Raw genomic sequence first — 24,851 nt, 5'->3', positions numbered from 1 at the left:
CTAGCGTTAATGAGTTCTCTCCGCCCTTTTTGCCTGACGGCATGGCTGGCTGCGTTCGCAGCGGCGGCGCTGCTGATGTTGACGCCGCAGGTACCCGCTTACGCACAAACCGCGCAGGCATCGCCCGCGCCCACACAGACGGCTGATCCCGCTCCTGCATCCTCGCCGTCCCAGACCACCGTTGCGGCCACCCATCCGCCCGCCGAGCAGCGTGGCCTCACGACGCGCGCCATCGACAAGGTGAAGCAGGTCGCGAAATCCGCGGGCGACATTTTTAGCCGCGTGCCTTGCCTGTCGCCGAAGGGCGGCGCGAAAGCGATGGGCTCGCTGCCGCATGTCGCGAACAAGCTCGTCGCCGGCCAGCCCGTCTTGATCGTCGCGTTCGGCTCGTCGTCGACCGCAGGTTATGGCGCGAGCTCGCCTGACTTCAACTATCCGAACCGTCTCGCCGCGCAGCTGCGCCGGCAATATCCGACCGCCAGCATCACCGTCATCAATGCCGGCGTCGGCGGCGAGGACGCGCCCGAGATGATGAAGCGTCTCCAGAACGAGGTGATCGACGTGCATCCGGATCTCGTGATCTGGCAGGTCGGCACCAATGCCGTGCTGCGCAACCTCGATCCCGGCGATACCGCCAAGATGGTCGAGGACGGCATCTCGCGCATCCAGGCCGCCGGCGGCGCCGACGTCGTGCTGGTCGATCCGCAATATTCGCCGCAGGTGACGCAGCGCGCCGAAAGCGCCAGCAAGATGGTGAAGCTGCTCGGCAAGGTCGCCGAGCTCCGTCACGTCGGCATCTTCCCGCGCTTCGAGGTGATGCGCGACTGGCACGAGAAGCAGGCGATCCCGGTCGAGAGCTTCGTCATCGCCGACGGCCTGCACATGAACGATTGGGGCTATGCCTGCTTCGCCCAGCTTTTGGGCGACGACATCATCCGCTCGGTCGGCCAGATCAAGCTCGGCGTGAACGTCCCCGCGGACGTGCGGACCTATCGGCCGATGTGATGTCGTAGGGTGGGCAAAGGCGCAGAGCGCCGTGCCCACCATCTATCGACATCGAGATCGTGAATGGTGGGCACGCTTCGCTTTGCCCACCCTACGATTCCGATATCGTGGCTACGCCTTCTCCAGCGCCGCAGTCAGATCCTCGATCAGATCATCGGCATGCTCGAGCCCCGCCGAGAAGCGGATGAAGCCCTCGCTGATGCCGAGCGCTGCGCGATCCTCGGGCTTCAGGCGCTGATGCGTCGTCGTTGCCGGATGCGTCACCAGGCTCTTGGCGTCGCCGAGATTGTTCGAGATCTTCGCAAGCTTGAGCTCGTTCAGCACGCGGAACGCGCCCTGCTTGCCGCCCTTGACCTCGAAGCCGACCAGCGTCGAGCCGCCGCGCATCTGCTTCTTCACGAGCGCTGCCTGCGGATGATCGGCGCGGCCGGGATAGATCAGCCGCGAAACTTTTGGGTGGCTCGCCAGCACGTCGGCGATGCGCGCCGCGGTCTCGGTCTGCGCGCGCACGCGCACGCCGAGCGTCTCCAGGCCCTTGAGCAAAACCCAGGCGTTGAACGGCGAGATCGACGGGCCGGTCTGGCGCATGAAATTGTGGATGTGCTCGGCAATGAAGGCTTCCGACGACAGGATGATGCCGCCGAGACAGCGGCCCTGACCGTCGATGTGCTTGGTCGCGGAATAGACGACGACATCGGCGCCGAGCGCGAGCGGGCTCTGCCAGATCGGCGTCGCGAACACATTGTCGACGACGAGCCGCGCGCCGCCGCTATGCGCGATCTCGGCAATCGCGGGAATGTCGAGCACGTCGAGCGTCGGGTTGGTCGGGCTCTCCAGGAAGAATGTCTTGGTGTTCGGCTTCAGCGCGCGCTGCCACTGGTCGAGATCGAAGCCGTCGACCAGCGTGGTCTCGATGCCGTAGCGCGGCAGCAGGTCCTGAATGACGTAAAGGCACGAGCCGAACAGCGCACGGGACGCCACCACGTGATCGCCGGCTTTCAGCGGCGCGAGGATCGCGGTCGTCACCGCGGCCATGCCGGTCGCGGCCGAGCGGGCGGCTTCGGCGCCTTCGAGCTCGATCATGCGGCGCTCGAACATCGCGATGGTTGGGTTGGAGTAGCGCGAATAGATGAAGCCGGGGTCCTCGCCCTTGAACCGCGCCTCGCACTCCTCGGCGCTGTTGTAGACATAGCCCTGGGTCAGGAACAGCGCCTCCGACGTCTCGCCAAATTGCGAGCGCAGGGTGCCGGAATGGACCAGACGGGTTTCGGGGCGGTAGTGGGCGGTGGACGCCGGGGACTTCGACATAGGACCTCCTGCGTGACCATCGAAAATGGTCACAAAAAAACCGGCCTGGATATCTCCACGGGCCGGGATCACAGAGGTCCCCGGCCTGTTTAGCGACTTATTTAACGTGGCTGCAAGCCGGCCGGCTCAAATCACCACGGGATAAGTCATGCTCATATTCCGCAATGCCCTTTTCGTCAAGGCGTCCATCGGATAGCCGTAAAAGGCTGTATTTTCCGCATGTCCGGATACATTTGCCCCCTGACGAGGACCCAAGTTTGACGTTCACGGTCGCCGCCGACGCCAATGGTATCCTGCCCGACCGCATGATCGCGGCGATGGCGGAGGCGGGCCTCATCCTGCCTGCCTACGACTTCGTCGAGAGCCAGATCCAGCCCGCGAGCCTCGACCTTCGCCTCGGCGACATCGCCTATCGCGTGCGCGCGAGTTTCCTGCCCGGCCCCGGTGCCACCGTCGCCGAGCGCATCGACGAATTGAAGCTGCATGAGTTCAGCCTCAGTGACGGCGCGGTGCTGGAGACCAACTGCGTCTACATCGTGCCGCTGCTGGAAAGCCTGGCGCTGCCGCCGGAGATCGTTGCGGCCGCAAACCCGAAGAGCTCCACCGGCCGGCTCGACGTCTTCACCCGCGTGATCGCCGACGGCACGCGTCGTTTCGACATGATCGGCGCAGGCTATCACGGCCCGCTTTATGCCGAGATCAGCCCGAAGACATTTCCGGTACTGGTCAGTGAAGGTTCGCGGCTGTCGCAGGTGCGCTTCCGCACCGGCGACGCCATCCTCAATGCCGACGAGCTCGACGCGTTGCATGCGTCCGAGCGTCTCGTCGATATCGACGATGCCGATCTCTCCGGCGGCGTCGCCGTCTCCGTCGATCTCTCCGGCGAGAAGGGGTCTGGCTTCGTCGGCTACCGCGCCAAGCGCCACACCGGTGTCATCGACGTCGATCGTCGCTCGGGCTATTCGGTGCAAGACTTCTGGGAGCCGATCTCCGCACGTCCCGACGGCAGCCTGATCCTCGATCCCGGCGAGTTCTATATCCTTGCCTCGAAAGAGGCCGTGCAGGTGCCGCCCGACTACGCCGCGGAGATGGTGCCATTCGATCCGCTGGTCGGCGAATTCCGCGTGCATTATGCCGGCTTCTTCGATCCCGGCTTCGGCTATGCCGGTGCCGGCGGGCAGGGCTCGCGCGCCGTGCTCGAAGTGCGCTCGCGCGAAGTGCCCTTCATCCTCGAGCACGGCCAGATCGTCGGCCGCCTCGTTTACGAGAAGATGCTGGCGCGTCCCGACGCCATGTACGGCCAGCGCATCGGCTCCAACTATCAGGCGCAGGGCCTGAAGCTGAGCAAGCATTTCCGGGTGTAGCTACATCCTCCACTGTCATTCCCCGCGTAGGCGGGGAATCCAGTACGCCGCGGCCTCTCGGCTCAATCACAACCGCCTCTGGGATACTGGATCGCCCGGTCTTCGCCGGGCGATGACAGCCAATGTGTGGTTGGTTGCGCCGCCCCATTCGCAATGACACACTCCGGCAAAACAATAAGCCGGGAGCGAATATGACCGCCGCAGCTGACTCCGCGCAGGAAGCCCAATGGAAGCGCTGGCGCGCGGTCGCCGATCTCTATCATGCTTACTTCACGGGCCTGATCCTCACCGTCGTCACGCGGCGCGGCACGGCGGATGCGGCCGAGTTCGTCTTCCGCGTGTTTCGCCGTCAGCAGCAAGAGCGTTTTCTGCCAGGGCTCGAGAAGCTCGGGCTCAGCCATCTGCCGCCCGCCGTCGCGGCTGCGCAATATCACTATCTCTCCAATTGGATCGGCGGCGTGCATGTCGAGTACATGTATGAGAGCGACACCAAGGCCTGGATCCGCTATCCGCCGCCGCGCTGGATCTGGAAGGGCACCGCGATCTGCGGCGTGCCCGGCGAAGTCTCGCGCGCGATGCTGCGCGGCTGGCACGCCAACAATGGCGTCGCGCTCGGCGATCTCAGGCTCGGCTTCGTCTGCACCAAGCAGAGCGTCGACGGCCAGGACGGGCTCGAAGGCTATTACCATCAGTACGACCATCCGCTCGAGCTGGACCAACGCCTCGTCTTCGCGCGGCATCTGGAAGCGCCGCTGTTCGATGCGAAGACGGCACCGGCATTGCCTGTGTCGAGCTGGCCAAAACCGCGGCTGGAAAAAGCCTATCGCAACTACGCGATGGAATATGTGCGCACCGCCGCGCCCGTGATGGTGCAGCTGTTCGGGCCGGAGGATGCCGGCTATCTCCTGCATCTCACCGGCAAGCTGATCGGCATGCAATACTTTGACGAGGTCGCGGCCGCGCTGTCGATGAGCCGTGGCGGCGCAAGCGAGTTCGCGTCATTCCTCAACGCGCTGTTCGCCGCGCAGGATGATGCGGCCCAGAGGACACAATCCGAAGGTACGTTCGAAATTCGCCAGCAGAGCTGGAAGCTGATGGACGACGTCCCCGACTATCACCGCGCCTGCGCCAAGGTGCTGGAGGGATTGTTCGAGGGCCTCGCTGCGGGATGCGGGCGGCATATCGGTGTGCACCTGTGCCCGACGGCAGGCGGCCGTTCGCCGCTGGTCTGGACCATCGGGTAATTCCACCACTGAAATGCGCTGCCGCAGGGCACTCCTGCACGTGGCGCAGGAGGAATCGCTGCGCGCCGTGCTAACAAGCCCTCGCTGCGCCCTGTGCGCGAACAAATTTATTGGCACACTTACTCATTGCCGCGCCGCAAACGGCGCTCGTGCCCGGGAGAGGAAATGTCCGACATCGCCGAAATCCCGGTCGATGAGCAAGAACGTCCGTTGCCGCCGCTTCTGCGCCCCCTGAGGAGCGCGCTGACCGACGGACCGATCCTGCGCACGCTGCTTGGCCTCGCCTGGCCCAATGTGGTCGCGCTGTCGGCCGGCACCTGCGTGGTGATCGCGGAGACCTCGTATATCGGACGTCTCGGCGTGGAAGCGCTGGCCGCGATGGCGCTGGTGTTTCCGACAGTGATCCTGACCATGACGATGTCGGGCGGCGCCATGGGCGGCGCGGTGGCCTCCTCCATCGCACGTGCGCTCGGCGCCGGCGATCGCGAACGCGCCGGCACGCTCGCGGCACATGCGCTGCTGATCGGCATCACCTTCGGCGTGGTCTTCATGCTGGGCATGCTGATCTTCGGACCAGCGGTGCTCGAGATGCTCGGCGGTCGCGGCAATGTGCTGGCGCATGCGGTTGCCTACACGCAGGTATTTTTCGGTGGCGCGGTGCTGCCCTGGCTGCTCAACACCATGGCGGGCGTGTTGCGCGGTACCGGCAACATGAAGCTGCCGTCGCTGTTGATCCTCAATTCCGCGGTCTGGCAGGTCGTGCTTGGCGGCACGCTGGGCCTGGGGCTCGGGCCCGTGCCGCAGTTCGGCATGCGCGGTGTCGCTGCCGGTTCGCTGATCGCCTATTCCATGAATATCTGCGTGATGGGCTGGTACCTGTTCTCCGGCCGCGCGCGTGTCGTGCCGAAGCTGCGCGGGCTTCGCATTCAGTGGGCGATGTTCTTCGATATCCTGAAGGTCGGCGCCATCGCCTGCTTCTCGCCGCTGCAATCGGTGCTGACGATCTCGATCTTCACCCACATGCTGGCAAAGTTCGGCACCGCGATCCTCGCCGGCTACGGCATCGGCGCGCGGCTGGAATTTTTGCTGACCTCGATCGCGTTCTCGTTCGGCATCGCCTCGGTGCCGATGATCGGTATGGCGGTCGGCGCCGGCCGCATCGCGCGCGCCCGGCGCATTGCCTGGATCGCAGGTGCGTCCGCATTCGTCGCGGTCGGCGCGCCCGCCTGCCTCGTCGCGCTGTTCCCCGATCTCTGGGTCAATATTTTTACCGACAGCGCCACGGTGCGTGCGACCAGCCATCAATATCTGTCGACGGTGGCGCCGTTCTACGCCTTCATCGGCCTTGCCTCGACGATGTACTTCTCGTCGCAAGGCGCGGCCAAGGTGATCGGGCCGGTGCTGGCGCAGACCGCGCGGCTGATCTACATCGCGGCGACCGGCTGGTGGCTGTCGACGCATGACGCCACCGCGCAAAACTTCTTCTGGCTGGCCGCGAGCTCGATGGTCTTGCTCGGGCTGCTGTCATGCTCCAGCGTGGTGCTGACGCGCTGGGGTCCGCGCGAAAGCAAACCGTCGATCAGGCCGGTCTTGTCGGCAGCCGCTGACTAGAGTCCGTTCCGATCGAATCGGAACGGGACTCTGGATTCTTGTTTTGACGCGTTTTCTTTACGCGAACCGGTATCCACTTCGCTCGAAAACGCTCTAGTGATGCTTGTGGCGGCGATGGCCGCCTCCGCCGCCGAAATTGGCCATGCTCATCATTTGCGGGAGCATCGCCATCATCTGGCCGGCCGCGGGGCTGCTGAGCATGCTCATCATGTCTCCGCCGCCCATGCCGCCCATCATGCCGCCAAGGCCGCCGCCACCCATCATGCCACCGAGGCCGCCACCGCCGTTCTCCATCATGGGGCCCATGGTCTGGATCAGCGCGGCGAAGCGGCGCTTGCCCATCTTCGCCTTCATCATCTCCAGCATCGGCGCCATCTGGGTCATCATGTCCCCGCCGCCGGCACCGCCGCCGCCGAGAAACTGCGCCTTCGCCGGCGTGCTCGCGACCGAAAACAGCAGCAGCACGGCGGCTGCCTGGCAGATCAACTTTGCTGCACCTCTCATGGCATGCTCCTCGCGTGCGTGGCTCAGCCGGGAGGGCGGAGCCAACGGGACGCACGCCGGCATGGTTACGGCCGATGCGGGCAGCACTCTGTGAGGAAGATCACGTAGCGGCCGGCGGAAATGCCTTGTGCATGGCGATCACCGCCTCCTTGGTCTGCTCCTGGACGTAAGGCGCAAGCTCGTTCGGCAGCATGTCTATGATCCAGACCAGGCGGCAGCTTGCCTTGCCCTCGGCAATCACCTGAACCGAGGCGCTGTAGTGCTTCAAGCGCTCGCTGTTGATCGCATAGACCAGCCGCTGCCGCGCATCATCGCAATCGACCAGCACCTCGCGCGCCACCGAGCCGTTGGCGAAGGTGACGACGCGGGCATCGCCGTCGAGCGTGCAGGCGGTGACGAAGCCCGGCGCCAGCCGCTCGTGCAGCGCGCCGAAGTCACGCACCGCGTCCCAGACTTTGTCCGCGGGTGTGTTGAGGGGAACGTCGTTGTGTATGGAGGCCATGGAGGAAGTGTCCTTGATTGAGTGAGTAGGGTGGGCAAAGGCGCAAAGCGCCGTGCCCACCATTCATCGACATTGTCGCGTGCGATTGGTGGGCACGCTTCCGCCTTCGCTCTCCGAGCTACGGCGGACAAGTCGCTTTGCCCACCCTACGAATTCGCGCGCGTGGCGAGCCTCACACACAAACCGCCTCGACATTGTTGCCATCGGGATCGATCAAAAACGCCGCGTAGTAGGTCGGGCTGTAATCCTTGCGCGGCCCTGCGCCGCCATTGTCGCGGCCACCGCTCTTCAGGCCTTCGCTGTGAAATGCCTTCACCGCGTCATGATCCCCGGCGCGAAACGCGATGTGCGCGCCGTCGGCTTTGCGTCCCTTGTTCAGATGCAGCCAGAGCGCCGGCGCGTCCTTCGGTCCGAAGCCGGCATAGCCATCGCCGCTCGAACACAGGACGTAGCCGAGCGGCGCCAGCGCCGCGGTGTAGAAGCGCGTGGCGGCGTCGAGGTCGGCAACGCGCAGTCCGATGTGGTCGTACATGATCGTCTCCATTTGCAATGCGCGCCTGTGTGGTGGCGCGCGCCGGAGACGAACCTAGTCAGTTGAGGGTGAGATGCTCTTGGAGAATCTTGCGCTTGCCCTTTGAGGCTTGCCGGAACTTCGTCGGCGACACGCCGGCGGCGCGATGAAACGTGCGGACGAAGTTGGAGAGGTCGCCGAAGCCAACGTCGTAGGCGATATCGGTGATCGCGATGTCGTCGTCAGCGAGCAGCCGCGCCGCATGCCGCAGCCGCGAGCGCACCAGATATTGATGCGGGGTGACGCCGAGCACATTCGAGAACAGCCGCAGGAAATGGAACGGGCTCAGGTCCGCCTGCCGCGCGGCCTGTTCGAGGTCGATCTCGGCAGGCGAATTCTCGTCGATCCACAATGCGCCCTCGACCGCGCGGCGGCGATCGCGCGCGGTGGGCGCAGGCCGCTTGCGCGGCTTGCCCGAGACCACATCGACAAAGCGGCCCGCAAAAATCTGGCCGACCTCGTCGAGGCCGAGATCGCTGTTGCCATCTGCTGCCGCTTGCGCAAGCTCGCCGAGCACCATGAGCTCGGGGAGCGGCGGCGTCGCGCCGACCTGCCAGAGCTCGCGGCGCCCGCCCAGGGCATCGACGAGATCCTCGCTGAAGAAGAACGACAGGCAGACGTCGCCGCTGACATGCTCATGCGTGCAGGTGTATTCGTCGCCGGGGGCGCCGACCAGCAGCGAGCCCGCCACCAGCTCGAAGAAGCCGGCGCGGCAATGGCAACCAAAGCTTCCCGAGCGGACATAGGCGATGGAGTGACCCAGGCGACATTCGGCAAACGGCTCGTCGCCCGGTCCCGCATCGCAGCGAAACTCGGAGACTGTCATCGACTGAGTGGTCAGCAGCCTGATCGCATCCATGCCACCTATCTAGGTGGGGGAGCGCGGCGGAGCAACGGGCAGCAGCACCTCGAACAGGGTCTTGCTGGCGATGGGATGCGCGCCCTCCAGCGAGAGCAATCGCCGCTTGGAGATCACCCCGCCATAAGGCGAGATCCGGTCGGCATAGCTGCCGGCCTCCAGCACTCGGTGGCAGGGCACGATGAGCATATAGGGATTTCGCGAGATCGCCTGCGCCACCGAATGCGCGGCGCCGGAAGCGCCCAATGCCTTGGCGATCTCAAGATAGGTGCGGGTCTCCCCGCGCGGAATCGTGCAGGCGTACTCATAGACCCGCCGGTTGAAGGCGGGCACGCCGCTGGCATCGAGGCTGACGTCGGAAAAGTCGGGATCGCTGCCTTGCAGCAACGTTGCGATGCCCTCGATCGCAAGCTCGGCATTGAGCGGAAGCGGCTGCTCGCGCGCCTCGGGATGGACCTGAAAGATCCGGCGTCGGGTGTCGATCTCCCGCGCCTCCGGCAATTGCACGGCCACGACGCCGGAACTGCTCCAGACGACGCCGCACCGGCCTATGGCCGTGTCGAATATCGCGTAGCTACGCCCCACCATGCACACGCCCCACTCAGTGCAGGTTTCTCCCCAGACACAAGATCATAACACTGCCACAATCCGGCGCACCTGGAATCTTACCAGGACGTTAACAACCGTCCGGCCGGGCGCGCCAAAGCGCTTGGCGCCGGACGCCGTCTCGGCTAATCAGGGCAGGCGTCGGCTACTGCGCATCCGCGGGCGTAGTTCAATGGTAGAACGGCAGCTTCCCAAGCTGCATACGAGGGTTCGATTCCCTTCGCCCGCTCCAAATCCCTGCATAGTGCATCCTGAGGGCATGGAAGTGCTCGATACCGTCGCCATTGCCTGTGATCACGGGGGCTTTGCCCTCAAGGAAGCCCTGAAAGTCGCTCTGCCCGATGTCGCGTGGCTGGACTTGGGCACTGATAGCGCCGAGTCCGTCGACTATCCCGATTTCGCCGGTAAGCTCGCCGACGCCATCAGGGACGGCAAGGCCGCACGTGGCATTCTGATCTGCGGATCAGGCATCGGCATCTCGATCGCGGCCAACCGCCATGCGCATATTCGTTGCGCGCTCGTCCATGATGTCACGGGCGCGCGGCTGTGCCGCCAGCACAATGACGCGAATGTCTTGGCGATGGGCGGACGGATGATCGGCGAGGCGGTGGCGAAAGAATGCGTCGAAGAGTTCCTGAGCACGGCATTCGAGGGCGGCCGCCATCAAAAGCGCATCGACAAGCTGGGCTCCTGTTAGAGAGAACCCTGCTCTCCAAACTGTATGCGAGGGTTTGCCTTCCTTCGCCGTCCAGCTTTCCTCATATCATACATGGTCCGATTCCCATCTTTAAGGTGGGTGCTCCACGGGACGACGAGTCAGGATTTGGATAGGGCAGAATCTGGCGCGTTCGCCTGCAACGAAGGCCAAGAAGGGTGGGTTCGGGATGAGGAGGGGAAAAGACAACATTGATCGTCAGGTACAAAAGCTCACGGTTCAAACAATGCGACCGGTGTCGTACGAACGAAAGTTTGTAGCGTTCTACGATGTGCTGGGATGGCGTCAAAAGATTGCGGAGGCCGGCGATGATCCTGATAAAATCCTCGCCCTCAAGGCGGCCGTCACCGGCTGGTCCCTTCTCAGCGGCTCGCAAATTCAAAACCGAGGCTTCAAGACACAGATCACAAGCTTCTCAGACAACGTCATAATCTCCGAACCAGTTGAGGGGCCAAACTTTCATCTGCTCCTCTTCAGATTGGGCTACATGCAAGTGATCGCCTCGTGGTCGGGCCTTCTCATTCGAGGGGCCATAACGATTGGTGATCTAGTCCATGATGACCTTGTCGTCTTCGGACCAGCGCTCAACAGGGCCTATGAACTTGAAAGCCAACGAGCAATTTATCCCCGGATCATTCTCGATCCAGACATCGGCGATACTTTTGGAGTGCTGCCTCCCTTCATGGCAACAGAAGATGGTCTGACTTTCATCGACCCCTTCACCCCTCTGTTTCTACTGAATTGGCGAGTGCAGCAGGAAAGAGTGGGGACGAGTAAGGTCATAGACGAGCGCCAAGCAGGCATATCCATAATAAGAGCTCTGCGCCGTGAGATCACCAAGCCGCTTGGCGAGCCGCAATGGAGAAAGCTGGACTGGCTATTTCGACGCGTCTGCTATGCCTTCCAAGCGGACGATCGAACAAGGAACTACGAGCGAAAGTACTTGGGAGACGGCACGTGACTAAGCCGTGCGGCTAACCCGACAAGCTCCGCAAAAACTCCACGACCGCAGCGTTCACCTCCGCCGGCCGCTCCTGCTGCGTCCAGTGTCCGCAGCCCGGCAGCATCTTGATCTCGCGCAGTTGCGGCACAAGCTGCTTCATGTTGGCGATGTGCTCGGCGGCGCCGGGGAAGGCGATGACCATGTCCTGGTCGCCGGCGATGTAGAGCGAAGGCACGACCACCTTCACGCCCTCGAAGGCGCCCATCAGCTCCCAGTTGCGATCGATGTTGCGGTAGTAGTTGAGCGGCCCGCGAAAGCCGCTGCGGGCGAACTCGGCGCCGTAATAGTCGAGATCGGCGGCGTTCAGCCATGATGGCAGTGGCACCGGCACCTTTGGCAACATGCCGTCCTTGCGCGAGACCATGCCGACGCCAGCGGTCCGCCCCTGACGCTCAGCATTGGCGCGGATCGCCGCCGCTCCTTCGCCGGAACCGCCAAACAGCATGGCGCCGAGTGTCGCCCGCGGATCCCGTTCGAACTCCGCCTCGGCAGCACCCGGTTCCTGGAAGTACAGCTGATAGAACTGCGCATCCGCATTCTGCGGCATGACGCTGGTCGGCCGTACCGGACTTCGTGGGCGATAGGGTACGCTGAGGATGGCGGCGGCGCGGAAACGATCGGGCCGCAGACGCGCCGTGTGCCAGGCGATCGTTGCACCCCAATCATGGCCGACGATGACGGCGTCCTTCGCCTCGAAGGCGTCGAGCACGCCGACGAGATCGCCGACCATGTGAAGGATCGTGTACTGGTCGATCGCCTCGGGCCGGTCGCTCTTGCCGTAGCCGCGCATGTCGGGCGCGACGGCGTGGTAGCCGGCCGCAGCCAGCGCCTCGAGCTGATGACGCCAGGAATACCAGCCTTCCGGAAAGCCGTGGCAGAGCAGCACCATAGGTCCCTTGCCCTGTTCGGCGACGTTGAGGGTAATGCCGTTGGCCTTGATCGTCCGCTGCGTCGGCCCGCTCATGTCATCGCCTCCCGGTCATCTGGTTGGGCGCATCTTAATCGGCCTTATGGGCTCCGCAAAGATTCTAATATATTAGACAATCACCCCCGGCACGCGCGGCCCGTCCGGCTTAAGATTTTTGTCGCCCCGGCGGGTGCGGTCCTCGTGTCGGGCAATTCGGATGAAGACCATGGACCAGCAGAAACTCGACCGCGCGATCGGTCGCCGATTGAAGACGCTGAGGACGCAGGCCGGCATGACCCTGAACGAACTTGCGGCGCGCTCCGGTGTCAGCCGGGCCATGATCGGGCGGGTGGAGCGGGCGCAGAGCAGTGCCACGGCGGCGCTGCTCAACAAGCTCTGTTCGGCGCTCGATGTCTCGCTCAGCGACGTCGTCGCACTGTCGGAGAAGCCGCCGGAGCGGCTGACGCGGCTTGCCGACCAGCCGCAATGGCGCGATCCCGACAGCGGTTACCGGCGGCGTCATGCCTCGCCGGCCGATGCGGCGAGCGGGATCGAGATCATCGTCGTCGATCTGCCGGCCGGCGCACGCGTGTCCTACAGCCCCTGGGGCCGCAACGCCTTCACCCAGCAGCTGCTGATGCTGGAGGGCGCGGTCTGCGTGCATATCGACGCCAAGGCGGTGCGCTTGCGGGAAGGCGACTGTCTCGACTTCGATGTCATGCGCTCCGTGACCTTCGAGAACGAAACCAAACAGGATTCGCGCTACGTCGTCATCACGCGGCGCGGCACCTCTTACGGGAAAATGTGATGTCGCTGATCGTGCGGGACGCCACGCTGGAGGACGCCGGAGACATCCTCGCCATCTACAATTACGCCGCGCTCAACACCACGGCGGTCTGGACTGACGGCGCGGTCGATCTCGACTCCCGACGCGAGTGGATACGCGCAAGACAACAGGCCGGCTATCCCATCCTGGTTGCGATGAAGGGCAGGGATGTCGTCGGCTTCGCCTCGTTCGGCGATTTCCGCCCGTGGCCCGGCTATCGCCACACCGTGGAAAACTCCGTCTATGTCGACGAGCGGCACCACAGGGCGGGCATTGGCCGCAGCCTCGTCGCCGCGCTGATCGAGCGTGCCACCGCCATGAACAAGCATACGATGATCGCCGCCATCGAGGCCGCCAACACCGGCTCGATTGGCTTGCATGCCTCGCTCGGTTTTGCCGAGGTCGGCCGCATGCCGGAGGTCGGCTGCAAGTTCGGCCGCTGGCTCAATCTGGTCCTGATGCAGAAACGGCTTGCGAGCGAGGTGAGGCCGTGACGATGCAGATCCGCACCGGCGACACCTTTGATCCGCGCGTCGTCGCGCTGCTCGATCATCACGTCAAGGCTGCGCGGGCGCAGACCGCGCCGGGCAGTGCGCATGCGCTCGATCTCGCCGGGCTTCGTGCGAGCGACGTCGCGTTCTGGACCGGCTGGGACGGCGAGACACTGGTCGCCACCGGTGCGCTGAAGACGCTCTCGGCTGCGCATGGCGAGGTGAAGTCGATGCACACGCTGCAAACCACGCGACGGCGTGGTTTCGGCGGCGAGATGCTCCGCCACATCATTGCCGAGGGTCGCGCGCGCGGCCTGAAGCGGCTCAGCCTCGAGACCGGCTCATGGGACTATTTTAAACCCGCGCACGCGCTCTACCAGGCGCACGGTTTTGTGCTTTGCGGCCCGTTCGAGGGGTATGCCGAGGATCGCAACAGCCTGTTCCTGACGCTTGATCTGACTGGCGGCTGAGGCCCGGGGCCCCGGTGCAACCGCGGCTCGAAAATGTCGTCATTCCTCCCCTTGCCCCTCAAAATGAGTTGCGTACCTCAAAACACCTCTGCTAGCCTTCAGCGATGGCCGAGGACGCTCTCACCGCCGCTGCACTGACGCTGAAGGACATCGCCCGCCAGGCCGGCGTCAGCCTCGCGACGGTGGACCGCGTCCTGCACAACCGCCCCGGCGTGCGGCCGGATACGGTTCGCCGTGTCAAGGAGACGATCGCGCGCAACGCGTTCCAGCCGCATGTGGCGGCCGCCGAGCTGGCGCGCGGCCGCGCCCGCCGCTTCGCCTTCGTGATGCCCTCGGGGCCGAATCCATTTATGCAGCAGATTGAGGCCTATCTCGGCGAGATGTCGGCCTGGCTTGCAACCCGCCGCCTCAATGTCGAGATGATCGCAACCGACGTGTTCGATCCGTCCGTGCTTGCCGCCTCGCTGGAGGCCTTGTCGGAAGACTACGACGGCGTTGCCGTGGTGGCGCTCGACCATCCCGGCGTTCGCGCCGCGATCGACGATCTCGTCGACGCCGGCACCAAGGTGGTGACGCTGGTCTCGGACGTGCCGTCGTCGCGCCGCCACCATTATGTCGGCATCGACAACATCGCAGCCGGCCGCACCGCCGGCGCACTGGTCGGGCGGTTGGTCGGCCAAAGGTCCGGCAAGGTCGCGATCGTCGCCGGCTCGCAGGGCCTGCGCGACCATGCCGAGCGCATTTTCGGCTTCAACCAGGTGATGGCCTCGGAATGTCCCAACCTTGCCGTGCTGCCGGTGCTGGAAGGGCGCGACGAGGACGCCCGTTCCGAGCAGCTTCTGGCGCGGCTGTTCGGCAGGCATGCTGACATTGTCGGCCTTTATAACGTTGGTGCCGGCACACAAGGCGTTGCCAATGCGTTGAGCGAGGCCGGCCGCGACAAGCAGGTGGTGTTCGTCGCCCACGACGTCACCGCACTGACGCGCCGGCTGTTGTTGCAGGGCGTGATGGATGCCGCGATCTCGCAGAATCCGGGACATGAGGCGCGCGCCGCCGTGCGCGTGCTGCTCGCGCTCGCCCGCGGCGAGCCGATCTTGCGCGAACAGGAGAAGATCAGGATCGACATCGTGATGCGGGACAATCTGCCGTAGCGGCAGGGTTGATTTGTAGGAACGGCCCGCGGAACAGGCGACGGAGATCGCCAGCCGCGACAGCAAGGGAGGACGGCGTGTATCTCGGAATGGACATCGGCACGTCCGGTGTGAAGGCGGTGCTCGTGAGCGAAGCCGGCGCGATCGTCGCGACGGCGGCCCGCGAGCTTGCGCTGTCGCATCCCGCGCCGTTGTGGTCCGAGCAGGATCCTGACGCCTGGGTCGACGCGGGGATCGGCGCGGTCGATGATCTCGCGAGCCGTCATCCGCCCGAGGTCGCGCAGGTGCGCGGCATCGGGCTATCCGGCCAGATGCATGGTGCGACGCTGTTAGGTGTGGACGGGCGGCCGCTGCGGCCCGCGATCCTCTGGAATGACGGGCGCTCGCAGGCCGAATGTGGCGAGCTCGAGCGGCGCTGTCCGTCACTGCATGCCATCGCCGGCAATCTGGCGATGCCCGGCTTCACCGCGCCGAAACTGATGTGGGTCGCACGGCACGAGCCGGACGTCTTCGAACGCGTTGCAAAAGTGCTGCTGCCGAAGGCCTATGTCCGCTACCGCCTCACCGGCGAGATGGTCGAGGACATGTCCGACGCCGCCGGCACGCTGTGGCTCGATGTCGGCCAGCGCCGCTGGTCGGCGGAGCTGCTCAATGCCACCGGGCTCGATCTCCATCACATGCCGCGCCTCGTCGAAGGCAGCGAGGCCAGTGCGGTGCTGGCGCCGGACATCGCGCAGCGCTGGGGCATGGCGAAGAATGTCGTGGTCGCCGGCGGCGCCGGTGATTGCGCGGCGAGCGCGATCGGGCTTGGCGCGATCGCGCCCGGCGATGCGTTTCTGTCACTGGGAACCTCAGGTGTGGTGTTCCGCGTCACCGATCGCTTTGCGCCGGCGCCGGCCTCGGCCGTGCATGCGTTCTGCCACGCGCTGCCCGGCCTGTGGCACCAGATGGGCGTCATGCTGTCGGCGGCGGCCTCGCTCGCCTGGCTTGCCGGCGTGATGGAGACGCCTGCGGCGGCGCTGCTGGCGCCGCTTGGCGATCGCGTCGATGGCCCGAGCCCGATCAAATTCCTGCCCTATCTCGATGGCGAGCGCACGCCGCACAACGATGCTGCCGCGAGCGGCGCCTTTGTCGGCCTGCGCGGGTCGACCGGGCGCGGCCAGATGGTCCAGGCCGTGCTCGAAGGCGTCGCCTTCGCCGCGCGCGACAATCTGGCGGCGCTGAGCGCGGCGAGCGGGCCGATCGCTGAAGTCGATCTCGTCGGCGGCGGCTCGCGCTCGCCGCTATGGGCGCAGATCTGTGCCGACGTGCTCGGCATTCCCGTGCACCGCGTCGAGGAAGGCGAGGTCGGCGCGGCGCTCGGCGCCGCGCGGCTCGGCCGGCTTGCGGTCACCGGCGAGAGCCCGGCGCAGGTCTGCATCCGTCCGCGGCGGCTCGCGAGTTTCGTGCCCCGCGCATCCATCGCCTCCGCCTATGACAAGGCCTATCGCCGGTGGCGCGAGCTTTATCCCGCGTTGAAGGAGAGTCTTTAAGTGAACGCGCCAGTCAAATTCTTCGATGCAAGCGCACCCGTCGCCTTTGCCGGCAAGGATGCAGGAAACACGCTTGCCTTCCGCTGGTACGACAAGGACCGCATGGTTCACGGTCGCAGGCTGGAGGACCATCTGCGCTTTGCGGTCTGCTACTGGCATTCCCTGTGCTGGCCGGGCGGCGACCCCTTCGGCGGCGAAACCTTTCTGCGCCCCTGGCACCATGGCTCCGATGCGATGGCGATGGCACGCGCCAAGGCCGATGTCGCCTTCGAGCTGTTCCGTTTGCTGGACGTGCCCTTCTTCACCTTCCACGATGTCGACGCCGCGCCGGAAGGCGCTTCGCTCAGCGAATCCGTCGCCAATCTCAACGCGATCGCCGATCTCTTCGAAGCGAAGATGGCATCGGGCAAAGTCCGTCTGCTCTGGGGCACCGCCAATCTGTTCACGCATCGCCGCTACATGGCGGGCGCCGCGACCAATCCGGACCCCGAGATCTTCACCTATGCCGCCGGCCAGGTCCGTGCCGCGCTGGAGGTGACGCACCGGCTCGGCGGCCAGAACTATGTGCTGTGGGGCGGGCGCGAGGGCTATGAGACCCTGCTCAACACCGACCTCAAGCGCGAGCTCGACCAGCTCGGCCGCTTCGTGTCGCTCGCCGTCGAGCACAAGCACAAGATCGGCTTCAAGGGCCCGATCCTGATTGAGCCGAAGCCGAAGGAGCCGACCAAGCACCAATATGATTTCGACGTCGCGACTTGCTACGGCTTCCTGGCGCGCTACGATCTGCTCAAGGACGTCAAGCTCAACATCGAGCAAAACCACGCCATCCTTGCCGGCCATTCCTTCCATCACGAGGTCGCGCTCGCCGAGGCGCTCGGCGTGTTCGGCTCGCTCGACATCAACCGCGGCGACGATCTGCTGGGCTGGGACACCGACCAGTTCGCGATGAACGTGCCTGAACTGGCGCTGGTGTTCCACGAACTCCTGAACCGCGGCGGCTTCACCTCGGGTGGACTCAATTTCGACGCCAAGATCCGCCGCCAGTCGATCGATCCCGACGATTTGATCCATGCCCATGTCGGCTCGATGGACGCCTGTGCGCGGGCGTTCCTCGCCGCCGCTGACATGCACGATGCCGGTGCTCTCAGCGCGCCGCTCGTCGAGCGCTATGAGGGATGGGCCGGCGCTGAGGGCCGGGCCATTCTCGGCGGTCAGCGCTCGCTCGCCGATCTCGCCGATCGGGCGCTGAGCCCCGGCTTCGACCCGCAGCCGCGCTCGGGCCGACAGGAATATCTGGAATCACTCGTCAACCGCTACGTCTGAGCGAGGTCGCTGATGGCAAGTGCTGACGCAACACCGGTCCTCGAACTCTCCGGCATCGGCAAGGAGTTCGGCGCAATCCGCGCACTGCATGGTGTCGACATGCAGGTGCTTCCGGGCGAGGTGGTCGGCCTGATGGGCGACAACGGCGCGGGCAAGTCGACGCTGGTCAAGATCATCGCCGGCAATTTCCGCCCCACCCATGGCGAGATCCGCTTTGCCGGCAGCGCGGTCCATTTCAACCGGCCGATCGACGCCCGCGCGGTCGGCATCGAGGTCGTCTACCAGGACCTTGCGCTCGCCGACAATCTGACGGCGGCGGCCAACGTGTTTCTCGGCCGCGAGCTGAAGCGCAAGTTCGGACCCATTGCCTTGCTCGATCACAAGGCGATGGCCGCGCGTGCGCTGGAATTGTTCGGCGAGCTACGCTCGGAGACGCGGCCCGATGATCTCGTCAAGCAGATGTCGGGCGGCCAGCGCCAGGCGGTCGCGATCGCGCGCACCCGGCTCTCCAACGCGAGACTGGTGATGATGGACGAGCCGACGGCCGCGATCTCGGTCCGCCAGGTCGAGCAAGTGCTCGGCCTGATTCATCGGCTGAAGGAGCAGGGCGTCGCGGTGATGCTGATCTCGCACCGCATGCCCGACGTGTTCGCGGTGTGCGACCGCGTGATCGTCATGCGCCGCGGCGAGAAGCGGGCCGACAAACCGATCGACACGACGTCACCTGAGGAGGTTACCGCCCTCATCACCGGCGCGAAGGAGGCGGCGTAATGGCCATGCCCTTGGAATCCCCGGTCAGCTTCTCGAACGTCGGCAAGATCAAATGGTGGCAGCGCGGCATCTTCGCTTCCCAGACCGGCTATGTGCTTGTGGCGCTGGCGGTGCTGCTGGTGATCATGCATTTCGCCAGTCCGTATTTCTTCACCGAAGGCAATATGCAGAACGTGGCGAAGAACTTTTCCTTCATCGCCATCGCCACCCTTGGCGTCACCTTCGTCATCATCACCGGCGGCATCGACCTCTCGGTCGGCTCGATGATGTGCTTCTCGGCCATGATCACCTCGATGGTCATGACCGAGCTGTCGACGCCCGGCGGGCTCGGCGCATCGCTGTTCGTGCATATGGCGGCCGACGGCAAGACCGTGCTGGCCAATGTGCCGGGGCTGATCCTGCTAGTCTCGGTCGTGGCGGGCCTCGGCGTCGCGCTGATCGCCGGCCTCGTCAACGGCTTCTGCATCGCCGTGCTGGGACTGTCGCCGTTCGTCACCACGCTCGGCATGCTCTCGATCGTGCGCGGTCTCGGCTATGTCGTCTCCAACGGCCGCGGCAGTTTTCCGGGCGGCCCGGATGCCGATTATTTCTATGCACTCACCTCGGGTGACGTACTCGGCGTGCCCTCGCCCTTCATCTATCTCGTGATCCTCGCGCTCGTCATGGCCGTGGTCCTGCACCACAGCGCCTTCGGCCGTCATGTCTTCGCGCTCGGCGGTAACGAGAAAGCGGCCGAGCTGACTGGCATCCCGGTCGTGCGGGTGAAGATCGAGGTCTATGTGATCTGCGCGCTGGCCGCAGGGCTCCAGGGCATCATCATCTCCGGCTGGCTGGGATCGGCGCCGGCCAACATGGCGACATCCTACGAGCTCAACGTGATCGCGGCCGCCGTGATCGGCGGCGCCAATCTGGCCGGCGGCATCGGCGGTCCGCTCGGCGCCATCGTCGGCTGTGTGTTGCTCGAGGTCATCCGCAACGGCCTGGTGCTCGCGCAGGTCAGCTCCTACTGGCAGCAGACGCTGGTGGGCGTGATCATCATCCTGGCGGTGCTGGTCGACCGTATTCGCTCGCGGATGATTTGACGTGACGTCGTTTCGGGATGGCAACGAAAATGTCGCCTATCCGCTTCCCGGACGATCCTGAGAGGATAGGCGTCAGAAAAAGGGTGGAGGACACAATGAGGAAAATTCTTCTTGCCGGCATCGCCGTCGCGATGATGGCGACGCCGGCGTTGGCCGCGAACTACCGCTTCGTGATCGTGCCCAAGGCGATGAACAACCCGTTCTTCGACTTTGCGCGCGATGGCTGCCAGAAGCGCGCCAAGGAGCTTGGCAATATCGAGTGCATCTACAAGGGGCCGGTCGAGCATGAGCCGGCCACACAGGCGCAGATCATCCAGGACTTCGTCACCCAGAAGGTCGACGGGCTTGCGATCTCGGTCGCCGACGTCGCAGCCATGACCAAGACGATCGAGGCGGCAACTGCGGCCGGCATCCCCGTCATCACGTTTGACGCTGACGCGCCGGGCTCCAAACGCATCGCCTACATCGGCACCAACAACAAGGAGTTCGGCGTCGCGCTCGGCAAGCAATTGCTCAAGCTCCGGCCCGACGGCGGCAAATACGCCATGGTCTCGGGCGGCCCGGGCGCAAAGAACCTCGCCGAGCGCGTCGATGGCGTCCGCGAGGCGCTGAAGGGATCGAAATGGACCGAGGTCGCGGGCTCTCCGACCTTCTGCAATGACGATCCCGCGCTCGCGGTTCAGCAGATGACCGACGTGCGCACCGCGACGCCCGACCTCGCCGCAATCGTCCCTGTCGGCGGCTGGCCGATGTTCGCGCCCGAGGGCTTCAAGGCCTTTGCCTCCAGGTCCAAGAAGGACATCGACAGCGGTAAGTTCACCCTCGTCGTCGCCGATACGCTGAAGATGCAGCTCGAGCTGCTGCGCGACGGCTATGCCAATGCGCTGGTCGGCCAGCGTCCGTTCGAGATGGGCGAGAAGGCGATGGACACGCTGCTCGCCATCAAGAAGGGCGAGAAGGTGCCGGAGATCGTCTACACCGGCCTCGATCTCGTGACCAAGGACAACGTCGCGCAGATGTTGAAATAGCAGATGTTGAAATAGGAGTGTCGCCAGCCCCACACTCCTATGCTCTCTCCCGCTTGCGGCGTTCGCAGGCGGGAGAGACACTGGCTTCTGGAAGGAATGGGAATGAAACGATCGCGGCTCGGCTCACTCGACGTCACCTCAATCGGTCTCGGTTCCGCGCCGCTCGGCGGTCTGTTCGCACCGGTCAGCGATGCCGATGCGGAGTCGACCATCGCGCAGGGCTGGTCGGCCGGCATCCGCTTCTACGACACCGCGCCGCTCTATGGCTTTGGCCTGGCGGAACGGCGGCTGGGCGCTTTCTTGCGGCGACAGCCGCGCGAATCCTACGCCATCTCGACCAAGGTCGGTCGCCTGCTGCGAGCGCCTGACGGCGCTGCCGCCGAGGACGACCACTACAAGGGCACGTCGCGCGAGCGGCCGGTGTTCGACTTCAGCTATGACGGCGTGATGCGCTCGGTCGAGGAGAGCCTGGTCCGCCTCGGGCTCGATCGTGTCGATGTCCTGCTCGTGCACGATCCCGACGATCACTATGACGACGCCGTTGCCGGCGCCTTCCGCGCGCTCCAGCGCCTGCGTGCCGACGGCACGGTCAAGGCGATCGGCGCAGGCATGAACCAGTCGGAAATGCTTGTGCGCTTCGCGGAGGCCGTGCCGGTCGATTGCTTCCTGCTCGCCGGCCGCTACACGCTGCTCGACCAGGGCGCGCTGGACGCACTGTTTCCGGTCTGCCGCGAGAAGAACATCGGCATCCTGCTCGGCGGCATCTACAACAGCGGTATCCTTGCCAATCCGCATACGGGCGCAAAGTTCAACTATCAGGACGCCGATGCGGTGCTCGTTGCGCGCGCGCTCGCGCTCGACGAGCTCTGCCGCAAGCACGGCACCGAGCTGAAGGCGGCCGCGCTCCAGTTCTGCATGGCCCATCCGGCCGTGACCGTCGCTGTGATGGGCGCGCGCAACGCCGCCGAGGTCGCCGACAACATCGCGATGTCGGAGAAGGTGGTGCCGCCGGCGTTCTGGCAGGAGCTGCGTGCGCGAAAACTCGTCGACGCGCGGGCGCCGCTGCCCGGCGGAGCGTGAGCCATGATCATCGACGGCCACCAGCATTTCTGGGATCCCGCGCGCGCCGACTATCCCTGGATGGATGCGCCTGAACTCACGCCGATCCGCCGCGCCTTCGGCTCCGCCGATCTCGCTCCACTGTTGAAAGCGAACGGCATCGACGCAAGCATCGTGGTGCAATGCCGCTCCGCACTGGAGGAGACCGAGGAGTTTTTGCGGATCGCGCATGCAACGCCCTTCGTGATTGGTGTGGTCGGTTGGGTCGATCTGACCAGCGGCTCGCTTGGCGACACGCTCGACCGCCTGCGAGCCCTGCCGGGCGGCGAAAAGCTCGTCGGCATTCGCCACCAGGTTCACGACGAGCCCGATCCCGACTGGCTGTTGCGCACGGATGTCCAGCGCGGCTTCGAGGCAGTGTTCACCCGCGATCTCGCCTACGACTTCCTCGTCCGCACCCGCGAGCTGCCGGCCGCGATCGCGACCGCAAAAGCCTTTCCCCAAGCACGCTTCGTCCTCGACCATGCCGCAAAACCGCCGATCGCCGATGGCTGGAGTACGGAATGGGCCGATCGCATCGCCGCACTCGCGGCCCGCGGCAATGTCTGGTGCAAGATCTCGGGGCTGGCGACCGAAGCCAAATGGAATGATTGGGATGCGGAACGGCTGTTTCCATTCGTCGCGCATGTGGCGAAGTGCTTTGGCGAGGATCGCCTGATCTTCGGCTCGGATTGGCCGGTTTGTTTGCTCGCGGGCAGTTACGGCGAGATCAAGAGTGCGCTGGAGGCGTGCCTGACAAAGCTCGGAGCGAACGTGCGCGACAAAGCGTTTGGCGTGAATGCGAAGGTCGCGTATCGGTTGGTGGCTGAATAAGCCGAGCAAGCGCCTAATCAAAGGTGTCGTCCCGGCGAAGGCCGGGACCCATAACCACAGGGAGTAATTTGACGAAGACCAGTCGTTCGGTACTCCCACCGCTCGCAATCGAGAAATCACGCGGTATGGGTCCCGGCCTTCGCCGGGACGACGACGGAGTTTGAGGCCGCTTGCTCGGTTCTCACACCCCCGCGGGAACCTGATCCAGAAACCCCGTGATGCTTTTGATCCGCCCATCCTTCAGCACGGCGAAATCGGTGCCCTTGATCGGGCTGTCGACACCCTCAGGGCCGAGGCCCCAGGAAAAACGCACATTGTCGCCGTAGCCATTGGGCTCGCCGATCAGCTTGAATTTGAACTCGGGAAAACGCTGCTGCACGCCGGCGATCAGCGCATCGACGCCGTCATGGCCGTCGCCGTTCATCAGGGGATCGACGTAGCTCGCATCCGCGGTCCAGTTCTCGGTGAGCAATTCGCGGCGGCGATTTGCCGCGCGCTCGTTCCAGAGATCGATATAGCGGCGGGCGATGGTGATGGGGTCGGTCATGATGCTCTCCTTCGATGGTGCCGTTGGTTCGGCTGACCGTGACTATCGAAGGTTCACGCGCGCCGATCGATTACCTCTGAGGTCATCAGCGCGCGTGAATATTTTCGCGAAGATTACTTCGCCGCCGTCACCATGATCTCGACAGTGTATTGCGCCGCCGCGAGCTTGGCTTCGACGGTGGCGCGGGCCGGGGTGTTGCCGGCCGACACCCAGCCGTCCCACACCGCGTTCATTTCCTGGAACGTCTTCATGTCGGTGATGTAGATCGTGGCCGACAGCAGCTTCGACTTGTCGGTGCCGGCCTTGGCGAGATGGCCGTCGATCGTCGCCAGAATGTCCTGGGTCTGCTTGGTCACGCTTTCGCCGGCGGCGTTGTTGGCGACGACACCTGCGAGATAGACGGTGTTGCCGTGCACGACGACCTGGCTCATGCGCGGGCCGGTTTCAAAACGCTGAATGCTCATTGGGATCTCCTGTAAATGGCGGCCCTGTCTAGCGCAGCGGCTTCTGCTGTGCCACCCCCGGCACGCATGCGTTGCCCGGCACGCATGCGTCGCCGGCTATGCAGGCGTGGCGCTTCACGGAAACTGGTTGAAGAACGCCCAGATCGTCTCGGCGCCGTCGATGTCGCCGTTCTGGGGGCCGAGCAGGCTGGCGGCGAGTTTCGGGAAATGCGCGTCGGGAAACAGCCCCGGCATGCGGTGTCCGCCATTGTTGACGCGATAGAGCACGACGTCATGCCCGGTCGGGCAATGCGAGGAAATTCGCGTGACCGTGGACTGGTCCGCGGGGTTCTTGTCGGGGAGATCGGTCACCGCCGCATCGTTTGCGTCGCAACCATTGATGTTGCGCCAGAACGCCAGTGTCTTTGTGGTCGACCAGAATCCATCGGCGGCAAAATAGCTCGCGCCGCGGCCACCGTCGTAGGGGATCAGCGGATCGACCGTGCCGTTCATCATCAGCATCGGCAGCGGCCGCGACGGATGGCAGGCCGCAGCCGATTCGTCGGTGAGGTTCATGACCGCGCTCGCCCCGGCTGCAAACAGGTCGGCGCGCGCACAGACGAGCGTCATGGTCATGGCGCCGCCATTGGAGATGCCGGTGACATAGACGCGCTTTGCGTCCGCAGTCCCGTCGGCCACCAGCTTCTCGACCAGCTTGGCGATGAAGGCGACGTCATCGGTGCCCTCCGGCGGGCCGCGGCTGGCGCGTCGCTCCTCGGGCCGCGCATCGGCCCAGGCATTGTTCAGCCCATCGGGATAGACGACCGCGAAGCCGTCGCGCTTGGCGATCAGCGGCCATGCGGTCCGCGTGATCATGTCGGCGCCACGCTGGGTCTTGCCGTGCAGCACGATCACGAGCGGTGCGGGCCGTGCCGGCGGCAGTTGCACGACATACGAGCGCTTTGCGCCGTCGATCTCGATCGTGTCGGCGGATGTCGGCGCTGCGGCGAATAGCCCCGCGACGATTATTCCGAGGCGCATCCACCACCGCATGAT

Annotated in this window: 27 protein-coding genes, 1 tRNA gene and 1 riboswitch; of the genes, 18 read left to right on the top strand and 10 right to left on the bottom strand. The window is 64.8% G+C overall.

Going from position 1 to position 24,851, the window contains the following annotated elements; all coding sequences use genetic code 11:
• The first annotated feature begins 9 nt into the window (after positions 1 to 9).
• Positions 10 to 1,005: an SGNH/GDSL hydrolase family protein gene (locus UB31_RS22775; RefSeq protein ID WP_045012488.1), complete on the top strand. Its 996-nt coding sequence runs from the start codon at positions 10 to 12 to the stop codon at positions 1,003 to 1,005.
• A 111-nt stretch (positions 1,006 to 1,116) separates the two neighbouring features.
• Here UB31_RS22775 and UB31_RS22770 read toward each other — a convergent pair whose 3' ends face one another.
• The gene (locus UB31_RS22770; protein WP_045012487.1) at positions 1,117 to 2,313 is read right to left on the bottom strand and encodes an O-succinylhomoserine sulfhydrylase; all 1,197 of its coding nucleotides are present in this window, start codon (positions 2,311 to 2,313) and stop codon (positions 1,117 to 1,119) included.
• Positions 2,314 to 2,381: 68 nt separating this feature from the next.
• Positions 2,382 to 2,461: riboswitch (SAM riboswitch) on the bottom strand.
• A gap of 109 nt (positions 2,462 to 2,570) precedes the next feature.
• Here UB31_RS22770 and UB31_RS22765 point away from each other — a divergent pair.
• The 3 genes from UB31_RS22765 to UB31_RS22755 all read left to right on the top strand — a co-directional run bounded on the left by UB31_RS22765 (position 2,571) and on the right by UB31_RS22755 (position 6,532).
• Positions 2,571 to 3,677, top strand: coding sequence for a 2'-deoxycytidine 5'-triphosphate deaminase (locus tag UB31_RS22765; RefSeq protein WP_045006086.1), 1,107 nt, complete (start codon positions 2,571 to 2,573; stop codon positions 3,675 to 3,677).
• A 191-nt stretch (positions 3,678 to 3,868) separates the two neighbouring features.
• Positions 3,869 to 4,921, top strand: coding sequence for a hypothetical protein (locus tag UB31_RS22760; RefSeq protein WP_045012486.1), 1,053 nt, complete (start codon positions 3,869 to 3,871; stop codon positions 4,919 to 4,921).
• Positions 4,922 to 5,086: 165 nt separating this feature from the next.
• Positions 5,087 to 6,532, top strand: a complete 1,446-nt coding sequence (locus UB31_RS22755) for an MATE family efflux transporter (RefSeq protein WP_045012485.1) — start codon at positions 5,087 to 5,089, stop codon at positions 6,530 to 6,532.
• A 93-nt stretch (positions 6,533 to 6,625) separates the two neighbouring features.
• Here the strand turns inward: UB31_RS22755 and UB31_RS22750 are convergent, their stop codons facing one another.
• The 5 genes from UB31_RS22750 to UB31_RS22730 form a co-directional block, all read right to left on the bottom strand.
• On the bottom strand, positions 6,626 to 7,036 hold the full coding sequence (locus tag UB31_RS22750; protein ID WP_045012484.1) for a hypothetical protein: 411 nt from the start codon (positions 7,034 to 7,036) through the stop codon (positions 6,626 to 6,628).
• Between the two features lie 100 nt (positions 7,037 to 7,136).
• Entirely contained in the window at positions 7,137 to 7,538 is a 402-nt protein-coding gene (locus UB31_RS22745) for an SRPBCC family protein (RefSeq protein WP_045012483.1), read from the bottom strand.
• A gap of 172 nt (positions 7,539 to 7,710) precedes the next feature.
• Complete coding sequence (locus tag UB31_RS22740; RefSeq protein ID WP_045012589.1) at positions 7,711 to 8,070, bottom strand: VOC family protein; 360 nt, start codon at positions 8,068 to 8,070, stop codon at positions 7,711 to 7,713.
• Between the two features lie 58 nt (positions 8,071 to 8,128).
• A complete protein-coding gene (locus UB31_RS22735) occupies positions 8,129 to 8,968 on the bottom strand; it encodes a helix-turn-helix transcriptional regulator (RefSeq protein WP_045012482.1) in 840 nt (279 codons plus the stop codon).
• Between the two features lie 9 nt (positions 8,969 to 8,977).
• Positions 8,978 to 9,556, bottom strand: a complete 579-nt coding sequence (locus tag UB31_RS22730; RefSeq protein ID WP_045012481.1) for a methylated-DNA--[protein]-cysteine S-methyltransferase — start codon at positions 9,554 to 9,556, stop codon at positions 8,978 to 8,980.
• Between the two features lie 176 nt (positions 9,557 to 9,732).
• Between UB31_RS22730 and UB31_RS22725 the strand changes: the two genes are divergently transcribed.
• The 3 genes from UB31_RS22725 (at position 9,733) to UB31_RS22715 (ending at position 11,250) form a co-directional block, all read left to right on the top strand.
• Positions 9,733 to 9,806, top strand: a tRNA-Gly gene (locus UB31_RS22725).
• A 27-nt stretch (positions 9,807 to 9,833) separates the two neighbouring features.
• Positions 9,834 to 10,271, top strand: a complete 438-nt coding sequence (gene rpiB / locus UB31_RS22720) for a ribose 5-phosphate isomerase B (RefSeq protein WP_045012480.1) — start codon at positions 9,834 to 9,836, stop codon at positions 10,269 to 10,271.
• 187 nt (positions 10,272 to 10,458) lie between these two features.
• Positions 10,459 to 11,250, top strand: coding sequence for a hypothetical protein (locus UB31_RS22715; RefSeq protein WP_045012479.1), 792 nt, complete (start codon positions 10,459 to 10,461; stop codon positions 11,248 to 11,250).
• 13 nt (positions 11,251 to 11,263) lie between these two features.
• On the opposite strand, the gene UB31_RS22710 is transcribed toward UB31_RS22715, so the two are convergent.
• The gene (locus tag UB31_RS22710; protein WP_045012478.1) at positions 11,264 to 12,256 is read right to left on the bottom strand and encodes an alpha/beta fold hydrolase; all 993 of its coding nucleotides are present in this window, start codon (positions 12,254 to 12,256) and stop codon (positions 11,264 to 11,266) included.
• Positions 12,257 to 12,425: 169 nt separating this feature from the next.
• On the opposite strand from UB31_RS22710, the gene UB31_RS22705 reads away from it, so the two are divergent.
• From UB31_RS22705 to UB31_RS22655, 11 genes are all read left to right on the top strand, one after another.
• The gene (locus tag UB31_RS22705; protein ID WP_045005813.1) at positions 12,426 to 13,007 is read left to right on the top strand and encodes a helix-turn-helix domain-containing protein; all 582 of its coding nucleotides are present in this window, start codon (positions 12,426 to 12,428) and stop codon (positions 13,005 to 13,007) included.
• Entirely contained in the window at positions 13,007 to 13,519 is a 513-nt protein-coding gene (locus tag UB31_RS22700; RefSeq protein ID WP_082078596.1) for a GNAT family N-acetyltransferase, read from the top strand. The genes UB31_RS22705 and UB31_RS22700 overlap by 1 nt, the downstream gene beginning before the upstream one ends.
• Positions 13,520 to 13,521: 2 nt before the next feature.
• The gene (locus UB31_RS22695) at positions 13,522 to 13,986 is read left to right on the top strand and encodes a GNAT family N-acetyltransferase (RefSeq protein WP_045012477.1); all 465 of its coding nucleotides are present in this window, start codon (positions 13,522 to 13,524) and stop codon (positions 13,984 to 13,986) included.
• Between the two features lie 104 nt (positions 13,987 to 14,090).
• On the top strand, positions 14,091 to 15,137 hold the full coding sequence (locus UB31_RS22690; RefSeq protein ID WP_045012476.1) for a LacI family DNA-binding transcriptional regulator: 1,047 nt from the start codon (positions 14,091 to 14,093) through the stop codon (positions 15,135 to 15,137).
• A 77-nt stretch (positions 15,138 to 15,214) separates the two neighbouring features.
• Complete coding sequence (gene xylB, locus UB31_RS22685) at positions 15,215 to 16,669, top strand: xylulokinase (protein WP_045012475.1); 1,455 nt, start codon at positions 15,215 to 15,217, stop codon at positions 16,667 to 16,669.
• Positions 16,670 to 17,992 (top strand): xylose isomerase, encoded by a 1,323-nt coding sequence (gene xylA / locus UB31_RS22680; RefSeq protein WP_045012474.1) that lies wholly within the window; start codon positions 16,670 to 16,672, stop codon positions 17,990 to 17,992.
• Between the two features lie 12 nt (positions 17,993 to 18,004).
• Positions 18,005 to 18,763 (top strand): ATP-binding cassette domain-containing protein, encoded by a 759-nt coding sequence (locus UB31_RS22675; protein WP_045005749.1) that lies wholly within the window; start codon positions 18,005 to 18,007, stop codon positions 18,761 to 18,763.
• On the top strand, positions 18,763 to 19,845 hold the full coding sequence (locus tag UB31_RS22670) for an ABC transporter permease (protein ID WP_045012473.1): 1,083 nt from the start codon (positions 18,763 to 18,765) through the stop codon (positions 19,843 to 19,845). Before UB31_RS22675 ends, UB31_RS22670 begins: the two co-directional genes overlap by 1 nt.
• A gap of 95 nt (positions 19,846 to 19,940) precedes the next feature.
• Positions 19,941 to 20,873 (top strand): sugar-binding protein, encoded by a 933-nt coding sequence (locus tag UB31_RS22665; protein ID WP_045005811.1) that lies wholly within the window; start codon positions 19,941 to 19,943, stop codon positions 20,871 to 20,873.
• Positions 20,874 to 20,975: 102 nt separating this feature from the next.
• Positions 20,976 to 21,953, top strand: coding sequence for an aldo/keto reductase (locus UB31_RS22660; RefSeq protein WP_045012472.1), 978 nt, complete (start codon positions 20,976 to 20,978; stop codon positions 21,951 to 21,953).
• Positions 21,954 to 21,956: 3 nt separating this feature from the next.
• Positions 21,957 to 22,805, top strand: a complete 849-nt coding sequence (locus UB31_RS22655; RefSeq protein WP_045012471.1) for an amidohydrolase family protein — start codon at positions 21,957 to 21,959, stop codon at positions 22,803 to 22,805.
• 181 nt (positions 22,806 to 22,986) lie between these two features.
• Here the strand turns inward: UB31_RS22655 and UB31_RS22650 are convergent, their stop codons facing one another.
• The 3 genes from UB31_RS22650 to UB31_RS22640 form a co-directional block, all read right to left on the bottom strand.
• Positions 22,987 to 23,352, bottom strand: coding sequence for a nuclear transport factor 2 family protein (locus UB31_RS22650; RefSeq protein WP_045012470.1), 366 nt, complete (start codon positions 23,350 to 23,352; stop codon positions 22,987 to 22,989).
• A gap of 113 nt (positions 23,353 to 23,465) precedes the next feature.
• A complete protein-coding gene (locus tag UB31_RS22645) occupies positions 23,466 to 23,816 on the bottom strand; it encodes a RidA family protein (RefSeq protein WP_045012469.1) in 351 nt (116 codons plus the stop codon).
• Positions 23,817 to 23,930: 114 nt separating this feature from the next.
• Positions 23,931 to 24,848: a CE1 family esterase gene (locus UB31_RS22640; RefSeq protein WP_197090848.1), complete on the bottom strand. Its 918-nt coding sequence runs from the start codon at positions 24,846 to 24,848 to the stop codon at positions 23,931 to 23,933.
• Between the last annotated feature and the right edge of the window lie 3 nt (positions 24,849 to 24,851).

The sequence above is a fragment of the Bradyrhizobium sp. LTSP849 genome (assembly GCF_000938255.1).
Classification (GTDB): domain Bacteria; phylum Pseudomonadota; class Alphaproteobacteria; order Rhizobiales; family Xanthobacteraceae; genus Bradyrhizobium.
The sequence above is the reverse complement of the archived record's forward strand: the minus strand, read 5'-3'. Positions and strand labels throughout refer to the sequence as shown.

What these genes read in the sequence shown, in the direction of transcription:
- UB31_RS22675 (WP_045005749.1), top strand. Translation starts at nt 18,005, where the DNA reads ATGGCAAGTGCTGACGCAACACCGGTCCTCGAACTCTCCGGCATCGGC.
- UB31_RS22730 (WP_045012481.1), bottom strand. Translation starts at nt 9,556, where the DNA reads ATGGTGGGGCGTAGCTACGCGATATTCGACACGGCCATAGGCCGGTGC.
- UB31_RS22775 (WP_045012488.1), top strand. Translation starts at nt 10, where the DNA reads ATGAGTTCTCTCCGCCCTTTTTGCCTGACGGCATGGCTGGCTGCGTTC.
- UB31_RS22690 (WP_045012476.1), top strand. Translation starts at nt 14,091, where the DNA reads ATGGCCGAGGACGCTCTCACCGCCGCTGCACTGACGCTGAAGGACATC.
- UB31_RS22665 (WP_045005811.1), top strand. Translation starts at nt 19,941, where the DNA reads ATGAGGAAAATTCTTCTTGCCGGCATCGCCGTCGCGATGATGGCGACG.
- UB31_RS22755 (WP_045012485.1), top strand. Translation starts at nt 5,087, where the DNA reads ATGTCCGACATCGCCGAAATCCCGGTCGATGAGCAAGAACGTCCGTTG.
- UB31_RS22705 (WP_045005813.1), top strand. Translation starts at nt 12,426, where the DNA reads ATGGACCAGCAGAAACTCGACCGCGCGATCGGTCGCCGATTGAAGACG.
- UB31_RS22750 (WP_045012484.1), bottom strand. Translation starts at nt 7,036, where the DNA reads ATGAGAGGTGCAGCAAAGTTGATCTGCCAGGCAGCCGCCGTGCTGCTG.
- UB31_RS22760 (WP_045012486.1), top strand. Translation starts at nt 3,869, where the DNA reads ATGACCGCCGCAGCTGACTCCGCGCAGGAAGCCCAATGGAAGCGCTGG.
- UB31_RS22770 (WP_045012487.1), bottom strand. Translation starts at nt 2,313, where the DNA reads ATGTCGAAGTCCCCGGCGTCCACCGCCCACTACCGCCCCGAAACCCGT.
- rpiB (WP_045012480.1), top strand. Translation starts at nt 9,834, where the DNA reads ATGGAAGTGCTCGATACCGTCGCCATTGCCTGTGATCACGGGGGCTTT.
- UB31_RS22660 (WP_045012472.1), top strand. Translation starts at nt 20,976, where the DNA reads ATGAAACGATCGCGGCTCGGCTCACTCGACGTCACCTCAATCGGTCTC.
- UB31_RS22650 (WP_045012470.1), bottom strand. Translation starts at nt 23,352, where the DNA reads ATGACCGACCCCATCACCATCGCCCGCCGCTATATCGATCTCTGGAAC.
- UB31_RS22645 (WP_045012469.1), bottom strand. Translation starts at nt 23,816, where the DNA reads ATGAGCATTCAGCGTTTTGAAACCGGCCCGCGCATGAGCCAGGTCGTC.
- UB31_RS22715 (WP_045012479.1), top strand. Translation starts at nt 10,459, where the DNA reads ATGAGGAGGGGAAAAGACAACATTGATCGTCAGGTACAAAAGCTCACG.
- UB31_RS22735 (WP_045012482.1), bottom strand. Translation starts at nt 8,968, where the DNA reads ATGGATGCGATCAGGCTGCTGACCACTCAGTCGATGACAGTCTCCGAG.
- UB31_RS22695 (WP_045012477.1), top strand. Translation starts at nt 13,522, where the DNA reads ATGCAGATCCGCACCGGCGACACCTTTGATCCGCGCGTCGTCGCGCTG.
- UB31_RS22700 (WP_082078596.1), top strand. Translation starts at nt 13,007, where the DNA reads ATGTCGCTGATCGTGCGGGACGCCACGCTGGAGGACGCCGGAGACATC.
- UB31_RS22670 (WP_045012473.1), top strand. Translation starts at nt 18,763, where the DNA reads ATGGCCATGCCCTTGGAATCCCCGGTCAGCTTCTCGAACGTCGGCAAG.
- UB31_RS22740 (WP_045012589.1), bottom strand. Translation starts at nt 8,070, where the DNA reads ATGTACGACCACATCGGACTGCGCGTTGCCGACCTCGACGCCGCCACG.
- UB31_RS22655 (WP_045012471.1), top strand. Translation starts at nt 21,957, where the DNA reads ATGATCATCGACGGCCACCAGCATTTCTGGGATCCCGCGCGCGCCGAC.
- UB31_RS22710 (WP_045012478.1), bottom strand. Translation starts at nt 12,256, where the DNA reads ATGAGCGGGCCGACGCAGCGGACGATCAAGGCCAACGGCATTACCCTC.
- UB31_RS22745 (WP_045012483.1), bottom strand. Translation starts at nt 7,538, where the DNA reads ATGGCCTCCATACACAACGACGTTCCCCTCAACACACCCGCGGACAAA.
- UB31_RS22640 (WP_197090848.1), bottom strand. Translation starts at nt 24,848, where the DNA reads ATGCGGTGGTGGATGCGCCTCGGAATAATCGTCGCGGGGCTATTCGCC.